Below are 23486 nucleotides of genomic sequence, written 5' to 3'. Positions count from 1 at the left end.
TGCCGTTCCAGCTGTTTATGACCATCAATTTTTCATAAGGGGAGTATGAAGATGTCACCAACTAAGGAGAAGGGATCCTTAAATCTGTTTCATTCCACACAAACGATTATAAAAAGAGCCTTGCGCAAATTGGGCTATTCCGAAGAAGTATACGAACTGATGAAAGAACCGATCCGCACATTGACAGTCCGGATTCCGGTCAAAATGGACAATGGGTCTGTCAAGGTGTTTACCGGCTACCGCTCTCAGCATAATGATGCGATCGGACCGACGAAGGGGGGAGTCAGGTTTCATCCTGAGGTGAACGAAGACGAGGTGAAAGCGCTGTCCATTTGGATGACATTAAAGTGCGGGATTACCAATCTTCCGTACGGCGGGGGAAAAGGCGGCATTGTGTGCGATCCGAGAAGCATGTCTTTCGGTGAATTAGAGAGGCTCAGCCGCGGATACGTCCGCGCCATCAGTCAGATTGTAGGACCGACAAAAGATATCCCGGCTCCTGATGTTTATACCAATTCGCAAATTATGGCCTGGATGATGGATGAATACAGCCGTCTCAGAGAATTTGATTCCCCCGGCTTTATTACGGGGAAACCGCTCGTTTTGGGAGGTTCGCACGGGCGCGAAACCGCTACAGCCAGCGGAGTGACCATATGCATTGAGGAAGCGGTGAAAAGAAAAGGCATTTCTTTAAAAGGGGCCCGCATCATCATTCAAGGCTTCGGCAACGCAGGCAGTTTTATTGCAAAGTTTATGCATGATGCCGGAGCAAAAGTAATCGGCATTTCGGATGCATATGGAGCGCTTTATGATCCGGCAGGCCTTGATATCGAATATTTGCTTGACAGACGCGACAGTTTCGGCACCATTACGAAGCTGTTTACAGATGTCATCACAAATGAAGAATTGCTGGAAAAAGAATGTGATATCCTTGTACCGGCCGCCATTTCGAACCAAATTACAATGGACAATGCGCATCATATTAAAGCGAAAATCGTCGTTGAAGCAGCTAACGGACCGACAACGCTTGACGCCACAAAAGTGCTGAATGAAAGAGGCATTCTGCTTGTCCCGGACATTTTGGCAAGCGCAGGCGGTGTCACGGTTTCATACTTTGAATGGGTGCAAAATAATCAGGGGTACTATTGGTCGGCCGAAGAAGTCGACAAGAAACTGCGCGAAGTTATGGTCAATTCATTTCAAAATATATATCAAACCACTCTTACCCATCAAGTGGATATGCGTTTAGCGGCATATATGGAGGGGGTTAGAAAAATCAGCGAGGCTTCGCGCTTTAGAGGATGGGTATAACGATTCGTCGGCCGCAGCAATCATGCGGCCGAATTTTTACGCAATGGGTGCAAAAAAATTTTTCGTTATTTCTGCAAAAAATAAGGCGATTCGCAATTTATTTTGCATCTATTTGCTGCGTGCATCACGCCATTTTTATGTTTTTTCCGGGGAAAATGTCACGAAAATAACAATTTTTCAGGTAGGCACAAATATTGCATCATGATGATGTATAAGGCACGAATACTTACAAAATCACAATGTTGAAAAAATGGAGGAGCATGTTATGTATGCACAAATCAACAACATGACATTGGAAGAAAAAACTGAAACACTCACAAGCTTTTTGGTCAGCATCAAAAGTATGAACGGAACATCCGGTGAGAGGGACATAGCTGATCATATATCACAGATACTGAAAAGCTTTCCTTATTTCCGAAAGCACCCGGAACAGGTATGGGAGCAGCCGATTCCAGGTGACCCGCTTGGCAGGAAAAATGTATTTGCGCTAGTAACGGGCAATCATCGAAGTGAAAAAACCGTCATATATCATGCACATTTAGACACGGTCGGCATTGAAGATTTTGGGATTCTGAAGGATCATGCGCTCAATCCACATTATCTCGTTAACTATTTTTCCAGATATGAATTTAATGAAGACGTCAGGCAAGACGCTTTGTCGGGTGACTGGCTGTTCGGCAGAGGCTCTGTTGATATGAAAAGCGGGATTGCTGTTCATTTGGTCAATATTTTATATTTTACCGAGCATCTTGACGAGCTGCCGGGACAAATTTTATTTATGGCGAATCCTGATGAAGAAAGTCAGCACGCCGGGATTATATCAGCCGTTTCCGAATTGAAGCGGTTGAGAAACGAAAGACAATTCAACTATCTGGCCGCCATCAACACAGATTTTATCACACCGCTATACGATGGGGATGACACGCGCTACATATATACAGGCGCTGCCGGAAAGCTTCTGCCGTGCTTTTATATTTACGGCCGCGAGGTTCATGTGGGGGATACATTGTCAGGCATTGACCCGAATTTCATCGCATCTGAACTGACACACAGAATTCACAATAACATGAATCTGGCCGAAAATATTGAAGGAGAACTGACCCTGCCGCCGTCCTGTCTGTATCAGCGGGATAATAAAGAGACGTACAATGTTCAGACTGCCCTAAGCAGCTATTTATATTTTAATTACTTCATCTATGAAAAAACCGCGAAAGAAGTCATGGATCAACTGTATGAAGTGGCGCTGGAAGCGTGTGCTTGCGCAGAGAAAAAATTATCGGACTATTATGACGATTTTCTTGTGCGAACCCATCTGCCGGGAAAGGACATATCGTGGAACATTCAAGTTATTACGCTGGAAGATTATATTAAGGAATTGAAACAAAAGGGGGGGGACCCCGATTCCTGTATAAAGAAAACGCATCAGAAATTTGAGCATCTGGAGCTGCGAATGAGGTGCTTTAAAGTTGTCGAAGCCCTGCAAAAGCTCGATCCGGAACAATGTGCAAAGGTCATACTATTTTATGCTCCGCCATATTTACCCCATAACTATTTAAGAGAGGAAGACGCCCGTGACCGGCAATTGCTGAGGGTTGTAAAGGAAGCTTGCGAAGAGATGGCCGCAAAAACAGGAGAAACATTTGCATATCAAAAATTCTTTCCTTATTTAGCGGATGGAAGCTTTCTCTCATTGCATGAAACAGATGAGGAAATTGCTTCATTTACACGAAACTTTCCCGGATGGGACACGATCGGGACGATTCCTTTCAAAGATATTCGTCAATTAAATATTCCGTCAATTAATATGGGAGTTTACGGAAAAGACGGGCATAAATGGACGGAGAGAGTGTACAAGCCTTATACATTTAAGGTGCTTCCGGAGCTGATCAGGAAAACATCGGTCCATTTGCTTCAGGGGTTATGCAAAGTGAATACTGATGGAGGGATATCATGACAGAACACAACGAATTGCAGCGCACGATGAAAAGCCGCCACCTTTTTATGATCGCTTTAGGCGGCGTAATTGGCACAGGACTGTTTTTGGGCTCCGGGTTCACCATTAGTCAGGCAGGTCCGGGCGGAGCGATTTTGGCTTATATGTTGGGCGGCTTTTTAATGTATGTAGTCATGCTGTGCCTTGGAGAACTGGCAGTGGCACAGCCGGTGTCAGGATCGTTTCAGTCGTATGCCGCGACATACATAGGGCCTTCCACGGGCTTCATGATCGGGTGGCTGTATTGGTTCAGCTGGGCCAATACAGTAGGACTGGAATTCACGTCAGCAGGAATTCTTATGCAGCGCTGGTTTCCGGAGGTACCTGTTTGGGTTTGGTGTTTAACCTTTGGGGTTGTGATTTTTTTCATTAATGCATTGTCAGCAAAAAGCTATGCCGAAACCGAATTTTGGTTTTCAAGCATTAAGGTTGCAGCCATTGTATTATTTATTGTAATCGGGTGCGGAGCGATTTTTGGCTTGATCGGATTAAAGGGGGGAGAGCCGGCTCCTTTTTTCTCTCGTTTTACAACTGACGGAGGGCTGTTTCCCAACGGCTTGTCTGCGGTTCTTTTTACGCTTGTGATGGTGAATTTTTCATTTCAGGGGACTGAGCTTGTCGGCATTGCAGCCGGAGAAAGCGAAAATCCCGAAAAAACATTGCCGCGTTCCATTCGAAACGTCGTGTGGCGCACGTTATTTTTCTTTGTTTTGGCCATGTTTGTACTGGTTGCGATGCTTCCGTATCAGACGGCGGGTGTTGTAGAAAGTCCGTTTGTCGCCGTACTCGATAAAGTCGGGATTCCCTATGCTGCTGATATCATGAATTTTGTCATTTTAACAGCAGTTTTATCCGTCGCAAATTCAGGACTGTATGCCGCATCCAGAATGCTGTGGTCGCTTTCTAAAAGCGGGATGGGGCCAAAGCGGTTAACGCCGTTATCTAAAAAAGGAGTGCCGGTTCACACATTGCTGGTGACCATTACAATTTCAGGTTTTTCATTGCTGACAAGCGTTGCAGCTGCGGAGACGGTATACTTGTGGCTCATCTCGATTTCAGGAATGGTCACCGTCGTCGTCTGGATGTCGATCTGCGCTTCGCAATTTTTCTTTAGGAGGCGCTTTATCGCCGGGGGCGGTGATGTAAAATCCCTTACATTTAGGACGCCTTTGTATCCGGTTGTTCCCATTCTCGGATTTGTTTTATACGGAGCCATATTGATCAGCCTCATTTTCATACCTGATCAGCGAATCGGGCTCTATTGCGGGGTACCGTTAATCATCTTCTGTTATGCGTATTATCACCTCGGTATAAAAAACGGGTAAGAAGCGGGACCGGACATAGAGAAATAGATCAAGTCCAATAGAAATCTATCGATAAAGGGAATGTTCTGTATGAAGTATAAAAGAAAAACCCCTCTTTGAGGGGGTCTCATTATGCCGCTGTCGTATTTGTTTTGTCTTTTCTAACAAGTCCCATGATGCCGGGGATAATCAAAAGAACGGCAGGCAATATATAGAACATAGAAATAGAAATCACTCCGCCAACACCGGAAATGATAAGTAAAACTCCGCCTACTTTAGGCTTGCTTTTCACAACGATAGAGGCTACAATTCCAAGGATTGAAAAGAAAATGGCTCCCCAGCCCAATCCGATAATTTCGCTGCTTCCGTTAAAAGCGGCATCAACACCGCCGATAAACAAAGCGAAGATCGCTCCAAAAAATCCAAAAATACCGCCGATTAAACCTAAAACAAATTCAGTTGTTCTTTTCATTCTATTAATCTCCTTACTTAACTGGTACAGTAAATGCTGCAGTTTTATTTTTCATACGGCTTCAGTTGCTCCGTCACCAAGGTTTTTCGCTATCCATGTTGTTCATGCTTAACGCAGCTCTGATCTTCTCCGCAAACATTTAAAAACGAATTGGCTATTATTGCGTATCTCCGCTGCCGCAGTGCTTGATCAGGATAGAAGTTCCCAACCTTGACGATCGTATCTTTCAATGAAGATAAATCAGTTGACCGAGCGAAAAGATGTATTACATTTGATACCTCCCGATTCATTATTCGTATGTACGTCTTTTATCATAGGATAAAAATCATGACATTTCAACAGGGTATTACCAATTTTAAGATAAGTTTTATCGGTGATTGGACACGATTGGCACACGAGAAGTTGCAAAATCCATTGATATAACTGACTTTTAAGGCCTGTCGGCAAACGATAAGACGCATTAAGCCGTCTTACTGATAAAACAAGAGGAGAGGTCTAAAGCTTTATATTGAAAAGTATAAGATCAGGAAGTATGGCTCATTGAATAGAATTTGAAGTTTGTGGAAAATCCTCCCGCATCAGCAAAAACTCAACAGACTTTCGCTCCGGGAGCATTCACGGACAAAAAGAGGCCGGTGTTATGAGTCATTCCAGCCTCGTTTTAATAGCGCAGCGGGATCAGGCTCTTTCCCGCTGTTTTTTTATATCGATGAATCATTTTTTACATGTAAAAATTCCTGTACCGCCTTCACATATTTTTCTTTTGGGTAGCATTGGTATAACCGGCTTGCCAAACGAACAGGGTCCCCGTAAAAAAAACGTTCATATTGAGTTTGTCTTGTGCCGAAAGGGCTCATCGTGAGATCCCATGCCAAGCGGAAAAGTTTGACCCGATCCTTTCCGTTTATACCGGTTCCTTGCAGATAATGGTCAAGGTCCTCTTTAATTTCAGAATCAAAAGCGCTTTCGGTCGGGATTGTCATGATTCCGCTGGCGCCGATTAATTGAATGATCTCTGTAAAACGGGGATATATTTTAGGAAAGACGGTGCTGGCGATTTGAAGAGGAATCAAACTCGGCCGCATATATCCGCATCCATCTAACATTGCATCATGTTCAGACTTCTCTAAAAGCGCCTTTAATGTTTCAAGGCCGGTGACAATTTCCGACAACTTCTCCTGTATGTGCTGATACTCAGAGACATTGATCGTATCCACGAGAAGCTGGGAAACGCCTAAAAGAAATTCCGTTTTTACGATTTGTCTGGTTATGACCTGATGATATGAAAAAGCATTAAAAGAACTTGCGGCTAAAAAGCCATTGGCTGTTTCCGCATCACCATAAAAAAATACCCTGTCCCATGGAACTAAAACATCGTCAAAGACAACGACAGAATCCATTTCTTCATACCTTGAACCAAGGGGGTGATCAAATGCAGACTCTCCTAAAACGAACGATTCCCGGCAAATGAATTTTACGCCTTGCGTATTAGAGGGGATGGAAAAAGCAAAAGCTTCATCCTCTTCAAAATAAAATCTTGGCGCTGATAAAACTAAAATTTCATCTGTTAAGCCGCCTTGAGTCGCAAGAAGGCGGGCGCCTTTAATCACGATTCCCTTGTCATTCCGGTCAACGATTTTTGCGGATATGGGATTCTCTGATGTTGTGATATTCATTTGAGAGCGATTGACCTGGGGCGTAATGAATGTATGGGTAAACGAAAGGTCGTGTTTCATCGCCTGATCGTAAAGTGACTGAATATGTTCAGGGAAACAGTTTTCTCTATCATGTAAAAGCGGGGCGGATGACGCAAAGCTCATGATGACAGTGTTCATGTAATCAGGGCTTCTTCCCATCATTCCATGTGTGTGTCTTGCCCAGTGTTCAATCATTCTCCTTCTTCTTTTTAAATCTTCTTTTGTTTTCGGCTGTAAGTATGACAATCCAATGCGCTCTTTTTTTTCCGGAAGAAAACACGTCATTTCATCGATTAAGCCGTCGCTCGTTTGCAAATCATAAAGTGAGCTCTTGGTTTCCAGAATGCCTTTAAATGCAGGATGTTCAGAAATGTTTCCCTCTATTTTCTTGCCATCAAACCAAAGTTCATTTTTTAGTTGGTCTAATCGGTCTAAAAACTCCTTCCCGCTGATAATTCCCATTGATATCGCTCCTTTTGCAGTAACGGTAGACACTGTCAATATATTAATGATGATAGAGACATGTTCCAACATTTTGTTTTTGAAAAAGCCTGTTTAAGAGGATTGATCTCGGTAAAATACGGATGGGAGAATTAGTGGCATAATAAATGAAAGCGGTTTATAATCCTAGTAAAGGGTTATATTAACAATTTTCGAAGAGATGGAGGTTGGGTTGATGGCTTCAAAACATGAGAAGAGCTCCGCCGTGTTATCAGAAATCGATTTATCTTCAGCGGCATTTAAACATGAGGCGTATGATTTTTATAAAGAATTGCGCGCGTCTCGTCCTCTTTATCCAGTATCTTTAGGAGAACTCGGTCAAGGCTGGCTTATTACGAGATACGATGATGCTATGCATTTATTAAAGGATGCCAGGTTAAAGAAGGATGTTGAAAATGTGTTTGCTGAAAATGAAGAACCTGTTATATCAAAAACTAAAGAGCCTTTGACAGAGCACATGCTCAACTCAGATCCCCCTGATCACACCCGTTTGCGGTCCCTTGTTCAAAAAGCGTTTACTCCCCGGATGATTTTACAGCTCGAAGACAGAATCCAGCATATCGCTGATTCTCTATTGGATAATGTACAGCACAATCATTCCATGGATCTTGTAGAGGACTTCTCTTTTCCCTTACCCATTATCGTCATCAGTGAAATGCTCGGTATTCCCCTTGAAGATCGCCAAAAATTCAAGAATTGGTCACAAGCCATCATCGATTTCACTGACACCCCCGAAAGCTTGGATAAAATAAAGCAATTTGCCGAATACCTGCAATATTTAGTTCATAAAAAAAGAAACGAACCTGCAGACGATTTAATCAGCGCCTTAATCCAGGCTGAAAGCGAAGGGACGAAATTAAGCACAAAAGAGCTCTACTCAACGATTATGCTGCTTATCGTTGCCGGGCATGAAACAACAGTGAACTTAATCACCAACATGATCTTTGCATTGCTCGATCATCCCGATCAATTGGACAAGCTTCGGCAAAAACCGGATTTGATAGATTCAGCGATTGAAGAGGCATTGCGGTTTTACAGTCCCGTTGAATTGACCACCCTGCGCTGGGCGGCTGAACCGTTTACATTGCAAGGGCAAGAAGTGAAAAGAAAAGATGTCATCGTCATTTCGTTAGCATCTGCCAATCGCGACGAAAAGGTATTCCCGGATGCCGATGTGTTCGATATTGCCAGAAAGAACAACCGTCATATTGCCTTTGGCCACGGCAGCCACTTTTGTCTTGGCGCACCTCTGGCCCGTCTCGAAGCAAAGATTGCCGTTCCTGCATTATTGCGCCGCTATCCCGATATACAGATACAAGGCAGAAGGGAAGATATCAAATGGAAAGGGAACTTTTTAATGAGGTCTTTGGAAGAATTGCCGCTATGTTTCTAGAGGGCTTCTGAACCGTGCGGCCGGTCTGTCTTTATCACGGCGATCGACCTGACGCAACAATGGATCGCGGGGAAGCCATTTTGCACATCTGGCTCTTCGTTTGGGAGGTTTTAAGATAAAGGGGCATTATCGGTGATCATCGCTCGCGGAGGTACGGCGGAATTTACGGTAGTGTCGAGGCTTCTCAGGAAAAAAGGGTCCATTGAAGGAGCAAAGCCATATCATGCTTGGAACGATTCCGGACCGCATTCATGACATACCCGCCAACCGTCCGACCATTGTTCAATGCGGATCCGGCGTCCGCTCAGCCATCGGCGCAAAAAGTTATATAACATGACAGGCGGATATGGATGATGTCCGCCTCTTTTGTTGTTTCTCTATCATCTGCAAATAACTTGGGATACGCGGAACCGAAAGTTTAGAATCACTCTTGCCATTTTCCGTTCTGATTTTTTCTTAACATCAATGTTTGATAGCGGCAGAGGATGACGCCTTTGGTTTTCGATTTTCATTGATAAGGCTGATTTCGTTCATGCTCTGAGGTTCCGTTTTGTTGCGTTAAAATGATGAAGAGAAATGACTGGTTTTGTTCTGGAGTTAACAGAATAGCACTTCAAGGCAGGGAAACGTTGCATACTTCTGTCACTATAACCAGTCTCCTGCTCAACATGACGAGAGCTGAAAAACATGAGGGGGAGTTCGGGCAATTGATGCGGAAATGATAGGCGATCACAGTCACCGATACATGCGGGGCTAATAGATGACTAATAAAACCTTTCTGCACGATTTTTATAACAACAAACGGAATTGAAGCTGGCCATTCCGCTGCCGGATACCATTCAGCGATATTAGAGCATTTTCCCTTTGATGTTTGCATAAGATATATGTATAATATAAATCGTAATATTTACGATTTATTAAAAGGGGTGTTGCAATGGAAATTTCATTTGTAAAGAGGTTTGGTATAGTAGCTATTAGTTCATTAGTAATATTGTCAGGATGTCAGACTTCAGGTTCATCCGAAGGGGAGTCTAATAAAACAACAACATCCTCATCAGTTGCAGAAGACTCTTCGAAAACGAGAAAAACATCTGAAAGTCACACACATGTGCATGAACATGCTCACGATCATGATCATGCACATGATGAAAAAACAGAAAAAATTTATGAAGGTTATTTTAAAGACAGTCAAGTAAAGGATCGTTCACTTTCTGATTGGGAAGGAGACTGGCAATCTGTATACCCATTCCTGCAAGACGGTACTCTTGACGAAGTATTTTCTTATAAAGCAGATCATGAAGGTGACATGACAGCTAAAGAATATAAAGAGTATTATAAAAAAGGGTATAAAACAGATGTTGACCGTATCTTAATTCAACAAGATACTGTAACGTTCTTCAAAAATGGAAAAGAATATTCCGGCGGATATGCTTATGACGGATACGAAATTCTAACATATGATGCGGGCAATAGAGGGGTAAGATACATTTTTAAGCTGGCTAAAGAAGCTGAAGGACTTCCTCAGTATATTCAGTTTAGTGATCATAGTATCTTTCCGAACAAAGCTGGTCACTACCATCTGTATTGGGGTGACGACCGTGAAGCTTTACTTGATGAGGTCAAAAACTGGCCTACATATTACCCGTCAGAAATGGATGGACACGATATTGCCCATGAGATGATGGCGCATTAAATTAGGAATAACATGATTGTTACCATGAAGTATGGTATTTTTTACAATAAAGTTGTTCTGCAAACGGTCCATTTTCTGAATACCAAGATCGGAACTCTCAAAAGGTGGAAAACGCTTGCTGCCGCTGCTGTAAAAACTGACAGTAAGCGAGACCCCGATGCCATTGTTGCGAATTTTTCTGCAACATTTTCCGAAATTAAAATCGACAATAAAGCAGCCAAACCTGTTGCCGATATAGCGGATAAAGCAAAAGTTTCCCCTTCCGGCAACAATGTCACAATTGCCGTCAAAAAGAAATAGCGAAAGCAGAAAAAGGCCGGAATTCAAGTCCCGGCCTCTTACAATCGCTTTTTTTGCCTTTGCGTTGCGGTTTATTCAGGTTGAAAATCCTGAAATGAGCAATCTTCTTTAATTATTAACTTTAATCGTTTGCTTCACATCTTTTCCAAGAGGCTCAAAATCGTTGTTTGTCGGAGCATCTACCCGTATTTCAATCGATTTCAAATCCTTAATAGACGATTTTTTGAGAATGTAAACATTGGCGCCTTCATTTTTAACTTTACCTAAATATTCTCCTTCAATATGTTTAGAAATCAGCATTTCAGGTTCAAGCTGTTCTTTCGTATCAGTGACAATTGTGGCCTGCCCTAAATAAAAGTTCACATCGTCATCTGACGTATTTTCGCCTGACATTCCAATTGTTACGGCATTAACCGTGTCGCCAACTTTAACACCGAGCAGTTTAGCTGTGGCTTCATTTTTCGGTTGCATTTCTTGTAATTGAACACTGCTGATCGTATACTTCATAGGTCCGACATTGCCTTTTATATTCAATTTATTATTCGTATAGACATTTTTCCCTTTGAGATTTTCATCTTCCTGTGTATTTTCATCTTTACTATCAGTATTTTTGTTTTCGTTTGCTTCAGTCTTTTTAGAATCCCCGTTGTTTTTTGCGGTTTCTGAAGAACCGCAAGCCCCCAATACAATTGCTAAACAAATCGTTAGAAATAAAACTGATACTTTCTTCATCTTGAACCCCCAGATCATAATTTTTATGTACGTCTTTAAGCATAGGACGAAATTACTAAAATATCAATGGGTTATTTCCATCTTTGTAAAAAGTTTCACTTTTGTTTACCAGGAGATATAAAGGTAATTTTACTTTGATGATTAAAAATAACAGGATAAGAACGCCTATCGCAACGACGAAAATCGGCATGGCATAACCTCCGGAATATGAAAATGTTCAAACCCTGAAAAGAAAACGTTTTTAAAAAATACTTTGTGATTACATTGTTGTCATCTTCTGATCAACTATTATTGATATACCAGTGTCCCAAACAATTAGTGTCAATCGATTTTAGAATTTGCATATTTCGCACTGGTTCTAACGGAATGACTAACTGTTGATTATATTTTGGTTATATGTTATGTTTTTATCAAGTCAGCAGACATCATTTTTGATCTATCTGTTGTGATGCAAAATCGAAACAATGGATCAGGGGCGGATAAAACCTGACCTTTGATTTTGTTAACAAGATCAAAAACTATGAAGGAGAGAGTAAACAGCATGCCATTATTACGTTTCGATCTAATAGAAGGCCGTGATGAAAAAACATTAAAAACATTGCTAGATGCCGCTCACAATGCGATGGTGGAAGCGTTTAACGTTCCGGAGAGAGACCGCTATCAAATTGTTCATCAGCACCCGGCGAATGAGCTTATTATCCAAGATACAGGCTTGGGATTTAATAGATCCAAGGATTTGGTTGTGATCAGTATCACCAGTAAAACAAGAACGAAGAGCCAAAAAGAGAAATTGTATGCCCTGCTGGCTGAAAAGCTTGAAGCGGAATGCGGTATTTCCCCGGAAGATGTCATGGTGTCCATTACCGAAAATGGTGATGCCGATTGGAGTTTCGGGCTTGGCGAGGCGCAGTTTTTAACTGGAAAGCTGTAAGGTTTCAACACACCGGTAATGTCAAAGATGCGTCTTGCAGCGGATTCGGCTCCCGAGTATCCGCACACTGCTTCATATATGAACAGCCGCCAGTAGAACCCTCTGCTTTTCAGGGTTCTATATTTATGTTCACTTGCTTGGCGATTTTTTTACTGCGGAAAATCTATAGACTGGGAGCGGGGAGGGGAATACGCCAAGTTCTTAATGAGATTGGACTCAGTGAATCCAAAAAACATATGATGGGAGCAGGCGCAGTTCTAAAGAAAGTGAAGATGATCTATAAGTCCAACAGCATCCAATTAAAAGTCACTGAAAATCAGGTTGCGTCTTCTTGATTAAAAAAGCAGAAGCCGAAAGTGGCAGGGGGTGTTGCCGGGGGATTCGCTCCATAAAGAGTATTTTTCAAGCTGGTGCTTATTGGCGCCAGCTTGATATTCGTAACGATACCGGGCTAACCTTGGAACATAATGGTAAACAGAAAAATATTAAAAAATAGTCGGCACCATCCCTCCGTCCATACGAATTGGAGAACCTTTAAATGCGGATGCATAAGGACTGCATACAAATGCAGCAAGCCTGCCGATTTCAAACGGCTTGATAAATCGCTGTATTTCAGATTGAGGCAGGTTTGCCGTCATAAATTCTTTCTCTTTTTCTGAAAAAGCCATCTCTTCATTAGGGTACATACCTTCAATGATTTGCTGCACATTTTCAGAGAGCGTTGGCCCTGGCATGATCGTATTGACTGTCACTTCTGTTCCTATTGTTAATTTAGATAAGCTTTTGGATAATGATAAAAGCATTGATTTTGTCATACAATACTGTGGCATTTGTCCTGAAGGCATAATCGCTTCTTCACTCGCAATAAAGATAATGCGGCCATAATCATTTTTCAGCATTTTAGGCAAATAAAATTTAGATAAACCATTTGCAGCAAGAACATTCGTGCGGAAGTATTTTTCCCAGACGTCATCATCCACGTCCTCATACTGCATGATTTCATAGATACCCATATTGTTAACTAAAATATCAATATTGGGGTATTTTTTAAATAAAGCTTCCCTTTGCCCGATATCTACAATATCAGCTGCAGCATTTTGGGGAGAGGTAGCCGGGAAATCTGATTTTATTTCATTTACAGTTTGTTCTACCTCATCTTCATGTCGCCCGTTAATGAGAACATTCACACCTTCTTTGGCAAGTTCAATGGCAATTGCTTTACCTATACCTTTCGTTGACCCTGTAACTAAAGCTGTTTTATTGTTTAATCCCATATCCATCATACATTTCTCCTTTTATCGTGTTAAAAAGTGCTTCCTAAGACAAAGTCAATTTACCCGGGTGTGTACCTGAGTGTTCAGTCCGCCAATTTGAAGGAGTATCCCCTTCCCAAAGGCGGAAGGCACGGTAGAATGAGTTCTGGTCTTCATACCCGATCATGAAGGCCACTTCTTTAATATCGAGCGAGGGGTCTGCCAAATACTTCAGTGCCTGCTCATGCCTGACTTGTGTCAACAAATGTTTGAAACTTGTGCCTTCGTCAGTAAGCCGGCGCTGTAAGGTGCGTTCGCTCATCCCCAGCTCGCTTGCGACAGTCTGAATGTCAGGGCGTCCTCCCGTAAGGCTGCCTTTCATGATCCACTTGACCATCTCGGTGATTGAGAGGCTGCGCTGCTGCTCATCCAATGATTGATCCAGTGCAGGTGTCAGAATCTCCAGCAGCTCTTCGTTGTACGAGACAAAGGGGCGGTCCAGGTCTCCCCGAAACAGCGTCAACCGGTTGCAATTCGTACCGATCCGGATACGGCAGCCGAAGTAAGCTTCAAGCGCCTCTACATCGCCCATTGGGTGCGAAAATTCGACGAGCCTGGCCGTTAAAGGTTGACCTGTGCCGCGGCGTCCAAGCTCGAGAAGAAATGCCAGCGTGATGCCGACGAGCATCGGCGGACCGGACTGCCCGCTATCCAACCATTTCAGTTCGATTGTACAGTGCTCGCCTTCCTCGGTCATACGCAAGCTTTCGGGAGGGCACAGTTGTTTGTACCGGGCCATCCGCTTTAGAGCGTCGCGGTAGTCGCGAGCATGGTAAGTCGCTAAGACGGGAGGAGGGTAATGTGCTGTATCAAAGGCGGTCGTAAGCTTGATGATTCCTTTTGCAGTGTCATCAATGAGATCGGAATACGCCTGCCAAATCGCGAAATATTGGGCGGCGGTGACAACTGGTTCAGTCACAATGGTGAGCGGCAGTTGTGCTTTTCGAACCACGTCATGTGCGGCAATCCCTAATTGACGCAATCCTGCCCAAAATCCTGCCGGGATTTTAATACGAGTATGTGACGTCATATATATGAGCCCTCCTTTGGCTTTCTACAATTCGTTAGTTGTGACCTGCGTCTTGCTGCTTAGCGGGGCAATTATTACTTTATCTATCCAATACCGCTTTTGTAACTAGCAAAGCGCGACATTTTACTTGCCGATTACGCCGGGTAAGTCCGTGAGGAATCGGATCACTCTATTATAATACGAGGGGGTAGATCAGGCTGAAGGAATCGCAGGCAAACCCTGGACAAAATGGCAGAGGAGCTAGAAAAACGCGGATATTGTAAGGAAGCTTCCTTGATAAAAAGTATCATAAAATATCGAAAAACAAGAAGTCAGATATGCTGCGGGTAGATGAAGTATCAAAAGCGTGTCCATATGTTGCCAAACACGCAGAGTCGCTCAGGATTACAATGGAAGTCCTGATAAAGTGAAAAGGCCTGTTTTGATGAACAACAATATGAAGAGTTTAACGACGTTTTATCTGTAAAGCTAGGGAAGAGAGAGGCTGGAGCGGTAGAATACTTGCAGACCGCAGCCGCGCTGTTGATGCTCTGAAAGCCTTCGGATGTTTGTTGTGCAGACGGCGTTCGCTTTGCGGATCCTGTAATTGGAAAATGAGCGAAAGTGACTTTTTATTAATAATTGATTGTAAAAATGAAGATGTCTAAAGTATACTTAATGATAATGATAATCATTTACAACATGGAGATAAGAACTTTAAATAAGCCATGCATGACATATACCGGGAGTGAATAGCCATGAGCAGGAATGAAGTATTTGATGTGACCGTTATCGGCGGAGGACCGGCCGGGTTATATTCCGCCTTTTACAGCGGACTGCGGGGAATGAAAACAAAGATTATCGAATATCAGCCGATGCTGGGCGGAAAGATTCACGTTTATCCTGAAAAAATGATCTGGGATGTCGGGGGGCTAACGCCGATTTCCGGAGCCAGGCTGATAGAACAGATCGTGCAGCAGGGGCTAACGTTTCACCCTGAAGTGCTGCTGAATGAGAAAGTCGAATCGATTGCCCGCAATGAAGAAGGGTTGTTTGAATTACATACGGCTGCCTCGGGGGTGCATCTGTCCAAGACGGTCATCGTTGCCGTGGGCGGCGGCATCCTCAATCCGCAAAAGCTTCAGATTGAAGGAGCAGAGCGTTTTGAAGTGTCCAATCTGAATTATACGGTCAAATCGCTGCAGCATTTTAAAGATAAAACGGTCATAGTATCAGGCGGGGGCAATTCGGCTGTCGATTGGGCCAACGAGCTCGAGCCTGTAGCGAAGAAGGTTTACCTCGCTTACCGCAAAGAAGCGCTCAGCGGGCATGAGGCCCAGGTGGATCAGCTGCTGAACAGCTCGGTGAGCTGCTTCTTCCATACACAGATTACCAAGCTGATCGCTTCGGAAGATCATGAGGTGATCGAACGGGTCGAGCTCACGAACGCTCAAACCGGTGAGGTGATGGAGCTGCCTGTCGACGAAGTGGTCATCAATCACGGCTATGAACGCGACACCTCACTGCTGGAGAACAGCCGGCTTCATATTACCCGGGTTGATGACTATTATATTAAAGGTACCGCCAACTGCCAGTCTTCCGTGCCCGGGCTGTATGCGGCGGGGGATATCCTGCATTACGAAGGCAAGCTGCACCTGATTGCCGGAGCGTTTCAGGATGCGGCAAACGCGGTCAACAGCGCCAAGCGCTTTATCGATCCCGAAGCACACAAGAGTGCGATGGTGTCGTCGCATAATGAGGTTTTCAAAGAGCGCAACCGCGAGCTTGTGAAGAAGATGTTCGTGTAGTGAAATAAAACCACTCACATAAAAAAGCGCAAATGAAAAGGGCGTTCGCCGGCTCTGACATTTCAGACCGCGGTACGCTCTTTGTTTATGAAGTGGTTGAATCCTCATCGTAGAACGTAAAAGCAGGTGGAGAATTATTACCGTGCGAACTCGATTCCGTATCCTCTAGAATGGGATGTGAAGTGGAAAGAAACAAGGCTTTTAAAAAATGATTCAGTTTCATTTCTGTATAGACTAAATGCATAAACTGCCCCAATTAAAAATACTATCCTTGAAATAGAAGAAAGAACTGACGGAAGTATTCGATATTACGGTCAACCCGTGAAATAAAAAGGGCATTCATCATGAGCTGGGCTGCAAACATACAAGAAATAATTTTAAGGAAAATAGCATTTGTTCTTTCATCTGGCCGCCTGGAAAGCTCCAGAACCTCCTTGGGACAAGAACGATGCAGGATCTATCGTTTAAAAAAGGCTGAGATTAAAGGCGCAAACGTTTTATCATGGAGAGAAAGGACTTCAGATGCATAATATTGACAAAACAATGTATGTTCAACAATAGGGCAGCACCTTCATGTATACTGAGTCCGTAATTACAATATTTTGAAAGGGGTAATAGAATGAAAATCAGGTTGAAGAAAACATCAGGTTTCTGGAAAAAAGCCGCGATTTCATCACTTATCTTCACCATGTTTTTTACCCTGATGATGAGCGAAACGGTATTTGCAGCGGGGCTGAATAAGGATCAAAAGCGCCGGGCGGAACAGCTGACCAGCATCTTTGAAAACGGTAAGACGGAAATCCAATACGGATATGTGGAAGCATTGGATGATGGAAGAGGCTATACATGCGGACGGGCAGGCTTTACAACGGCTACCGGGGATGCATTGGAAGTTGTGGAAGTCTACACAAAGGCCGTACCGAATAACAAACTGAAAAAGTACCTGCCGGAATTGCGCCGCCTGGCCAAAGAAGAAAGCGATGACATAAGCAACCTTAAGGGATTTGATTCTGCCTGGAGCTCGCTTGGAAATGATAAGGACTTCCGCGCTGCTCAAGACGCGGTAAATGACAGGTTGTATTATCAGCCTGCCATGAAACGATCAGATAATGCCGGACTGAAAACGGGGCTGGCAAGAGCTGTGATGTATGATACAGTTATTCAGCATGGCGATGGCGATGATCCTGATTCCTTTTATTCCTTGATCAAACGCACGAACAAAAAAGCGGGCGGTTCACCTAAAGACGGAATAGATGAGAAGAAATGGTTAAATAAATTCCTGGACGTGCGCTATGATGACCTGATGAATCCGGCAGATCCCGACACCCGAGATGTGTGGAGAGAATCGGTTGCCCGTGTGGATGTGTTTCGCTCTATCGCCAAGTCAAACAACTACAATCTAAACGGACCGATCCACGTTCATTCGAAAGAATACGGTAATTTCGTCATCAAATAAGCACCGGGTGAAAAGAAACCGGCTGTATCTTTGGCCAGAATACCCGCTGTCCTTATGGTGTAACCCGTTAAAAATTCCGCATAAAAAAACCCCCGCCACAATAACATGGCGGGGTATTCAGTTTATGAACCGCTGGAGCCTTCCATTTCGAATTTGTTCAGTTAAAGGAGATGTAATCAGTTGGTTGTTTTTAAATCCTCTGTCATTTTATGATTGTCGCTATTTCTATAGGCCTTTGCATATAGTTGACAGGAGTGCATTCTTCCTTGTCCCTTTTCAAAGAGAAGGGCTTAATCTGCTTTTCCAATTGTCACATCGCCATCATGGAAAATTTAATAACATAACCGGATTCGCTGAACAAAAAAGTATCGGAACCCACGGCTGCCACATCATCAATTGCGTTCAACGCATTATCCAGACTGGTTCTTAATGCCGGCTGATCCCCATAACCCCAAAGAATGATAATGTTTCTATCTTTAAAATGATTGACATGTAACCACTCGTCAATCTCTTCCTCGTAATCTATAGATTGATGACAACTAACTTCTTCCCACTTGATTCGTCCCCAAAATGTAAAAGGAAAACTGTTAGAAAGCATTTCATAATATGTTGCCGTTAATTCTTCAGATAAGATTTCTTTTTGTTCTCCTAAAGCCTCTAAGCATTCATCAAATAAGTCCAACATGTCCCCTCCAGTAAAGCTTGTAAAATAAATGAGATCATAGGGTGATGAGTTGAGAAAATGATGTTCATAAAAATTATCTGCTTCGTCTCTCATTCATATATTCTATCTCTTTTGGCATCGAAAATGAAACATCTTCAGCAGCGCCCGCTTCTTAATCCAGGATACATAGCTCAGCGACAGCCCGAGCTCTTTCGCAATTTACCGCCGTCAATTAAGGCCGAAACGGCCATCGATGGTGTAGCCGAATTTCACTGCCACTCATAGCTGATCTGTTTGGATGTCAGGTATAAAAAGTTGTGAGGAATGTTGACTTAAGGGAATTTATGTTGACAAAAGTATTGTGTGAAATAACCCCTTTTAATAAAATAAAAGGAAATTAAAGGGTTGAAAGGGGAGAAGTGGAATGAAGAAAATGAGTTTACTAATAGTACTATTCCTTGCAGGCGCTTGTTTTGCGGCTCCGTACGGCTCTGTTTCGGCTAAAGGGTTTGTTGAAGATAAATTTGCCATTGACGATCTATATTACTCAGGGAAAAAGACAAGGGAAATTGTAAAGGATGGGCAGATGCAATTTACGCTGGATACAACATATCATAAAAATGGAATCGTTGAAGCCGTGGTTACGGAAAATAAGCATACGACTCATATTCAATATGACCCTAAAACGGGCATAACCTTATTAAACGGTGTAACCTTACAATCAAAGAAAGAATTTGAAATGGGCTTGTCAGCATACAAAGAAGTATACATGGGGACTGTAACAAATAACGTTCCGGCAGGCACTTTGGTTGGAGCGGCAATTTCTTTGACAAGTATATGGACCAGGGTTCCAGCGAGTAGAGTAAAACAAACAGTTTTAACCCTAACTTCATTAGCTGTAGGGGAGACGCTTGATCAATTAATAAAGGTAAAAATCAAGCAATATAGAACGTCCAAGCCTGTCAAAGATGGAAGTATGTGTTATAAACAATATAAACATAAGTCCACCTGGTATTATAAGAAAAAACAAAGTAAACAACAAAGCTCAAGCTGGTTTTTACAAAGTAAGCCCTGTTAAGGAGAGGGAAAATGAGCAAATGTCCGATATGCCGGAAACCATTTACTTTTAGAGAAAAATATCAGCTTACTAAAACAAAGACGCCAACTTGCCCAAAATGTAAAAATACACTTAAGGAAACAACAGTTTCAAAATTGCTTTTCGGTTTAATTTTTATTTTGCCAATCGTGTATTTTATGTCTATTTTTGGTGAATGGGATTCAATATTAAAGTGGTTCTATCTTTTTATTTGGATTGTGTTTTGCTTATTTATTTTGCAACCTGTACTTTATCGCTATGATAAGACAAAATCTTAACCTAATTCCAGCCCTTTGTCCGCTTCTCAATCCGGGGCATGATAGCTCCGCGAGTTTCCAAGCTCTTCCTCAATTACACGCTGCAATGACTTCTGATTTGGATGTATATGCAGCCGTTACGGGAAAAAACGGACTTAAGCGAATAGGTTATTCAAGAAAACAAGCTTATGATAGATTCATAAGCTTGTTTGTTAATCATTCAATAAAAGGCCACTCATGTTTAAGAATTGAGTCAATTGTATGTAAGACACCCTCCTCATTATTTGATTGTGTGCTATATGAGGCAGCATCTTTAACCATTTTTTGCGCGTTAGCCATTGCAAATCCATACTTAACAGCGGAAATCATCTCTAAGTCGTTTCCGCTGTCTCCAAAAGCAATCGACTCAGCATCATTAATGCCCCATCGTTCTTGAAGAAGTTTAATTCCGCTTGCTTTATGAAGTCCGGGTATAATGAAATCGATGTCGCCATGTCCGCTTGACACAGGAGTAACGAGAGATCCGATTGCCTTTTTCAAGTTGCGTAAAAGTTCTGAAACATGGTCTGCGGAGAAACTCGTTGAGAACTTGAATATTTTATCATTGAGATTTTCGAAATGAGGCACTTTTTGCAGCATATGATAATATTTACGGGCCTGCTTATATTCTTCTTCTCCAACATCTTCATGTATATAAGCACTTTTTCTTCCGCAAACAATTAAATTTTTGTATTCGTATTGTTCTAAAATATCAGTAACTTTTTTTATTGTTTCTTTAGACATTTCGCCTGAGAATAATTCTTTTCCCGAATCTACTACGTAAGCACCGTTCTCAGCAACGAAAGCAATTTCATTTTCAATTGATGGAAAAAAGGATTTAAGCTGGTAATATTGATTCCCGCTTGCAACAACAAATTTAATCCCCCGTGCGTTTAATTCACGAAATTGTTTCATAAAACGCTCTTTGTTATATTTCATTTCATCGTTCAAAAACGTTCCGTCCATATCAACTGCAATTAGTTTAATACTCATTTTTTTCCACCTTTTAGACGAAATGACTTCGCAAATGATGAGACAGTGCCTAAATCACCGTAGACTGCATTCATGCTCAAGTTCATTTAGAGCCTCTTTTCAAACCTGAACATAACAGCCTCACAAACTTATTTTTATTTCCTTTAACATCGGGTAAAAAAATGTTTTATTTGTCATCGCAGCAAGTTCTTTGGTTTTACTGTATTAGCTGTATGTGCTGCTGAAAATGCCGTCTATATCAGATAGCGCCCCTTATACATTTATTTTTTTGAAAAACCTTGGCAAATGCTCTTTATGCGCTTCCAGCATTTCGTCTAATATCGCTTTACCGATCTTATCAGAAGGGACAAGCGGATTAATCGTCATCGCGAGCAAAGCCGTATCATAGTTGCCTGTTACGGCGGCTTCTGCACCTACTCGTTCAAATGATTTGATTTGCTGGACGAGTCCCCGGACGGCAACTGGCAGATCGCCATGAACGATTGGCCTTGGACCTTCTTTTGTAATCACACAGCTTACTTCAACAGCAGAGTCATCCGGAATACTCGCAATTGCCCCATTGTTGATTGTGTTAACGGGCTGAATATCACGCTTATCGTTATAAATAGACGAAATAAGACGAACGGCCGCATCGCTGTAATACGCTCCGCCGCGCTGCTCTAATTGAGGTGGCTTAACGGCAAGATCAGGATCTTTGTACAGCTCAAATAATTCCTCTTCAAGTTGCTGCACGACTTCAGCTCTCGTTGTGCCGTTTCTGAAGTTTTCCAATTCTTTTTGCAGCATCTCATCTGTTTTGTAATAGTACATATGATATGGGCAAGTTAACACATTTAAGGCCCGGATAAATTCCGGCTCCCAGCCTTGCCCTTCGATGTTTTTCACAAAACTGCTGTTCTCCGGATCTGATAACAGTTCCATGACTTTCTCTTTTACGCTGACTCCGTCAACATATACATCCAATCCATATACCATATGATTAAGGCCGGCGAAATCAATGCGAATACGGGAATGGTCAATATCCAAGAGCTTGGCGATTCCCATCTCAATTCCGATTGGAACATTGCATAAACCGACGATTTTTTTATGATCAGTGTAACGAAGGACAGCTTCTGTCACCATGCCGGCAGGATTTGTAAAGTTGATCAACCAAGCATCCGGACACAGTTCTTTCATGTCTTGAACAATCTCCAATATAACCGGAATGGTCCGCAGCCCCTTAAACAATCCCCCCGGCCCGTTCGTTTCTTGGCCTAAAACACCATAGCTTAATGGTATTCTTTCATCTTTGGCGCGGGCATCAAGCAGCCCTACGCGAAACTGAGTCGTAACAAAATCGGCATTCTGTAAAGCAGCTCTCCTGTCAAGCGTTAAATGGACCTCGATTGGAAGACCTGCTTTTTCAATCATTCTCCTTGCAAGGTTTCCGACGATTTCCAATTTTTCTTTTCCTTCTTCAATATCTACCAGCCATAACTCTCTAACCGGTAATTCATCATATCGTTTGATAAACCCTTCTACTAATTCTGGGGTATAACTGGATCCCCCGCCAATCGTTACAATTTTAATGCCTTGTGCCATCCTCTTGCACCTCCGGGTTTTTAAAAAGCAAAAGTACCTTATGAATGAATTGTATCTGCAGATGAGTAAGCCGGTAAATAAGTCAGTAACATCTTGTTTTTAATCACACAAGAAGTCATTTGTTACACAGATATAACACTATGTTTCTTGTGAAGCAGGTATGCTAAGATTGAATGATATAAAGGGTTAGGGAAGGAGAGTCCCACAAACATGTTTACGCACGAGATCATCGCTTCGTTTAATGAACTGGAAACTTCTTTATACAATTACATCTGTCAAAATGGCGAGAAAGTCATCTACATGCGAATCCGTGAATTGGCAGATGAAGCCCATGTATCAACAGCCTCGATTCTTCGTTTTTGCAAAAAAATAAATTGTGAGGGTTTTTCGGAATTTAAAGTAAAGCTAAAAATGCATTTAGGAGAAAATAAAAAGACTGTGTTAAAGAGTCCCCAACATTCAGTAACCGAATTTTTTGAGAGAACATTAAAAGGAGACATAGAGGAAAAAATTAAGGAGGCTGCGCTTCTGGTTGCCAAAGCAGAGAGTGTTATTTTTATAGGCGTAGGGAGCTCTGGTATTCTTGCCGAATATGGAGCAAGGTACTTCTCATGCATAGGAAAACTTTCAATGTATATTAAAGATCCATATTTTCCGACACACTCGCAATTCCGACATAACAGTATAACAATTGCTTTATCCGTCTCAGGTGAAGGTCATTCTACAGTCACTCATCTTCATCAGCTAAAACAAGAAGGAAGTAAAGTGATCAGCATTACAAATCACAAGCATTCAACCATTGCCAAAATATCTGATATCAATATTCCGTATTACGTGACGGAAGAGTGGTTTGAAAATGCTAATATTACTACACAAATTCCCGTTATGTATATTCTGGAATCCATGGCTCGTGAAATATATAAACTAAGTGAATTAAATTAAT

General features: G+C 42.4%; 20 protein-coding genes and 3 pseudogenes. 13 read left to right on the top strand and 10 right to left on the bottom strand.

The window, feature by feature from the left end; genetic code table 11:
- Positions 1-51 precede the first annotated feature (51 nt).
- The 3 genes from AB447_RS05180 (at position 52) to AB447_RS05165 (ending at position 4629) form a co-directional block, all read left to right on the top strand.
- A complete protein-coding gene (locus AB447_RS05180; protein ID WP_082634622.1) occupies positions 52-1311 on the top strand; it encodes a Glu/Leu/Phe/Val family dehydrogenase in 1260 nt (419 codons plus the stop codon).
- 265 nt (positions 1312-1576) lie between these two features.
- The gene (locus AB447_RS05170) at positions 1577-3265 is read left to right on the top strand and encodes a M20/M25/M40 family metallo-hydrolase (RefSeq protein ID WP_057957457.1); all 1689 of its coding nucleotides are present in this window, start codon (positions 1577-1579) and stop codon (positions 3263-3265) included.
- Positions 3262-4629 carry an amino acid permease gene (locus AB447_RS05165; protein WP_048352969.1) on the top strand — a complete coding sequence of 456 codons (1368 nt, stop codon included), beginning with the start codon at positions 3262-3264 and terminating at the stop codon, positions 4627-4629. The genes AB447_RS05170 and AB447_RS05165 overlap by 4 nt, the downstream gene beginning before the upstream one ends.
- A 109-nt stretch (positions 4630-4738) precedes the next feature.
- On the opposite strand, the gene AB447_RS05160 is transcribed toward AB447_RS05165, so the two are convergent.
- A complete protein-coding gene (locus AB447_RS05160) occupies positions 4739-5080 on the bottom strand; it encodes a DUF4064 domain-containing protein (RefSeq protein WP_048352970.1) in 342 nt (113 codons plus the stop codon).
- Between the two features lie 701 nt (positions 5081-5781).
- Positions 5782-7239 carry a 4-hydroxyphenylacetate 3-monooxygenase, oxygenase component gene (hpaB, locus tag AB447_RS05155; RefSeq protein ID WP_048352971.1) on the bottom strand — a complete coding sequence of 486 codons (1458 nt, stop codon included), beginning with the start codon at positions 7237-7239 and terminating at the stop codon, positions 5782-5784.
- A gap of 214 nt (positions 7240-7453) precedes the next feature.
- Between hpaB and AB447_RS05150 the strand changes: the two genes are divergently transcribed.
- The 4 genes from AB447_RS05150 (at position 7454) to AB447_RS05140 (ending at position 10664) form a co-directional block, all read left to right on the top strand.
- Positions 7454-8671, top strand: coding sequence for a cytochrome P450 family protein (locus tag AB447_RS05150; protein ID WP_048352972.1), 1218 nt, complete (start codon positions 7454-7456; stop codon positions 8669-8671).
- Between the two features lie 202 nt (positions 8672-8873).
- Positions 8874-9008 (top strand): rhodanese-like domain-containing protein, encoded by a 135-nt coding sequence (locus AB447_RS27200; protein WP_269769340.1) that lies wholly within the window; start codon positions 8874-8876, stop codon positions 9006-9008.
- A 597-nt stretch (positions 9009-9605) separates the two neighbouring features.
- Positions 9606-10364: a metal-binding protein ZinT gene (locus AB447_RS05145; protein WP_048352973.1), complete on the top strand. Its 759-nt coding sequence runs from the start codon at positions 9606-9608 to the stop codon at positions 10362-10364.
- Between the two features lie 24 nt (positions 10365-10388).
- Complete coding sequence (locus tag AB447_RS05140; protein WP_269769339.1) at positions 10389-10664, top strand: YrpD family protein; 276 nt, start codon at positions 10389-10391, stop codon at positions 10662-10664.
- Positions 10665-10772: 108 nt separating this feature from the next.
- On the opposite strand, the gene AB447_RS05135 is transcribed toward AB447_RS05140, so the two are convergent.
- Complete coding sequence (locus AB447_RS05135; RefSeq protein ID WP_048352975.1) at positions 10773-11396, bottom strand: hypothetical protein; 624 nt, start codon at positions 11394-11396, stop codon at positions 10773-10775.
- A gap of 541 nt (positions 11397-11937) precedes the next feature.
- Between AB447_RS05135 and AB447_RS05130 the strand changes: the two genes are divergently transcribed.
- Both AB447_RS05130 and AB447_RS25705 read left to right on the top strand, forming a co-directional pair.
- Entirely contained in the window at positions 11938-12327 is a 390-nt protein-coding gene (locus AB447_RS05130; protein ID WP_048352976.1) for a tautomerase family protein, read from the top strand.
- Positions 12328-12658: 331 nt separating this feature from the next.
- Positions 12659-12823, top strand: coding sequence for a hypothetical protein (locus tag AB447_RS25705; RefSeq protein ID WP_156415966.1), 165 nt, complete (start codon positions 12659-12661; stop codon positions 12821-12823).
- On the opposite strand, the gene AB447_RS05120 is transcribed toward AB447_RS25705, so the two are convergent.
- Both AB447_RS05120 and AB447_RS05115 read right to left on the bottom strand, forming a co-directional pair.
- Positions 12813-13607: an SDR family NAD(P)-dependent oxidoreductase gene (locus AB447_RS05120; protein WP_048352978.1), complete on the bottom strand. Its 795-nt coding sequence runs from the start codon at positions 13605-13607 to the stop codon at positions 12813-12815. The two genes, AB447_RS25705 and AB447_RS05120, sit on opposite strands and share 11 nt — an antisense overlap.
- 37 nt (positions 13608-13644) lie before the next feature.
- On the bottom strand, positions 13645-14670 hold the full coding sequence (locus AB447_RS05115) for a helix-turn-helix transcriptional regulator (RefSeq protein ID WP_048352979.1): 1026 nt from the start codon (positions 14668-14670) through the stop codon (positions 13645-13647).
- Positions 14671-15407: 737 nt separating this feature from the next.
- Here AB447_RS05115 and AB447_RS05110 point away from each other — a divergent pair.
- Positions 15408-16457, top strand: coding sequence for an NAD(P)/FAD-dependent oxidoreductase (locus tag AB447_RS05110; RefSeq protein ID WP_048352980.1), 1050 nt, complete (start codon positions 15408-15410; stop codon positions 16455-16457).
- Positions 16458-16675: 218 nt separating this feature from the next.
- Here AB447_RS05110 and AB447_RS27465 read toward each other — a convergent pair.
- A pseudogene (locus AB447_RS27465) lies at positions 16676-16914 on the bottom strand (hypothetical protein); the annotation flags it as partial.
- A 162-nt stretch (positions 16915-17076) separates the two neighbouring features.
- Between AB447_RS27465 and csn the strand changes: the two are divergent.
- Positions 17077-17913 carry a chitosanase gene (csn, locus tag AB447_RS05105; protein WP_048352981.1) on the top strand — a complete coding sequence of 279 codons (837 nt, stop codon included), beginning with the start codon at positions 17077-17079 and terminating at the stop codon, positions 17911-17913.
- Positions 17914-18203: 290 nt separating this feature from the next.
- Here the strand turns inward: csn and AB447_RS27460 are convergent.
- Together AB447_RS27460 and AB447_RS26675 are read right to left on the bottom strand one after the other, a co-directional pair.
- A pseudogene (locus AB447_RS27460) lies at positions 18204-18595 on the bottom strand (CDI toxin immunity protein).
- Between the two features lie 105 nt (positions 18596-18700).
- Positions 18701-18796 (bottom strand): annotated as a pseudogene (locus AB447_RS26675) (RNA polymerase subunit sigma-70); the annotation flags it as partial.
- Positions 18797-19001: 205 nt separating this feature from the next.
- Here AB447_RS26675 and AB447_RS05095 point away from each other — a divergent pair.
- Positions 19002-19655, top strand: a complete 654-nt coding sequence (locus AB447_RS05095) for a hypothetical protein (protein ID WP_048352982.1) — start codon at positions 19002-19004, stop codon at positions 19653-19655.
- Positions 19656-20146: 491 nt separating this feature from the next.
- Here the strand turns inward: AB447_RS05095 and AB447_RS05085 are convergent, their stop codons facing one another.
- Together AB447_RS05085 and AB447_RS05080 are read right to left on the bottom strand one after the other, a co-directional pair.
- Entirely contained in the window at positions 20147-20962 is an 816-nt protein-coding gene (locus AB447_RS05085) for a Cof-type HAD-IIB family hydrolase (protein WP_048352984.1), read from the bottom strand.
- Between the two features lie 252 nt (positions 20963-21214).
- The gene (locus AB447_RS05080) at positions 21215-22543 is read right to left on the bottom strand and encodes a 6-phospho-beta-glucosidase (RefSeq protein WP_048352985.1); all 1329 of its coding nucleotides are present in this window, start codon (positions 22541-22543) and stop codon (positions 21215-21217) included.
- A gap of 210 nt (positions 22544-22753) precedes the next feature.
- Between AB447_RS05080 and AB447_RS05075 the strand changes: the two genes are divergently transcribed.
- Complete coding sequence (locus AB447_RS05075; RefSeq protein WP_048352986.1) at positions 22754-23485, top strand: MurR/RpiR family transcriptional regulator; 732 nt, start codon at positions 22754-22756, stop codon at positions 23483-23485.
- Position 23486: the final 1 nt, after the last annotated feature.

Origin of the sequence: Bacillus glycinifermentans (assembly GCF_001042475.2) — a bacterium.
Lineage (GTDB): Bacteria > Bacillota > Bacilli > Bacillales > Bacillaceae > Bacillus > Bacillus glycinifermentans.
The sequence above is the reverse complement of the archived record's forward strand: the minus strand, read 5'-3'. Positions and strand labels throughout refer to the sequence as shown.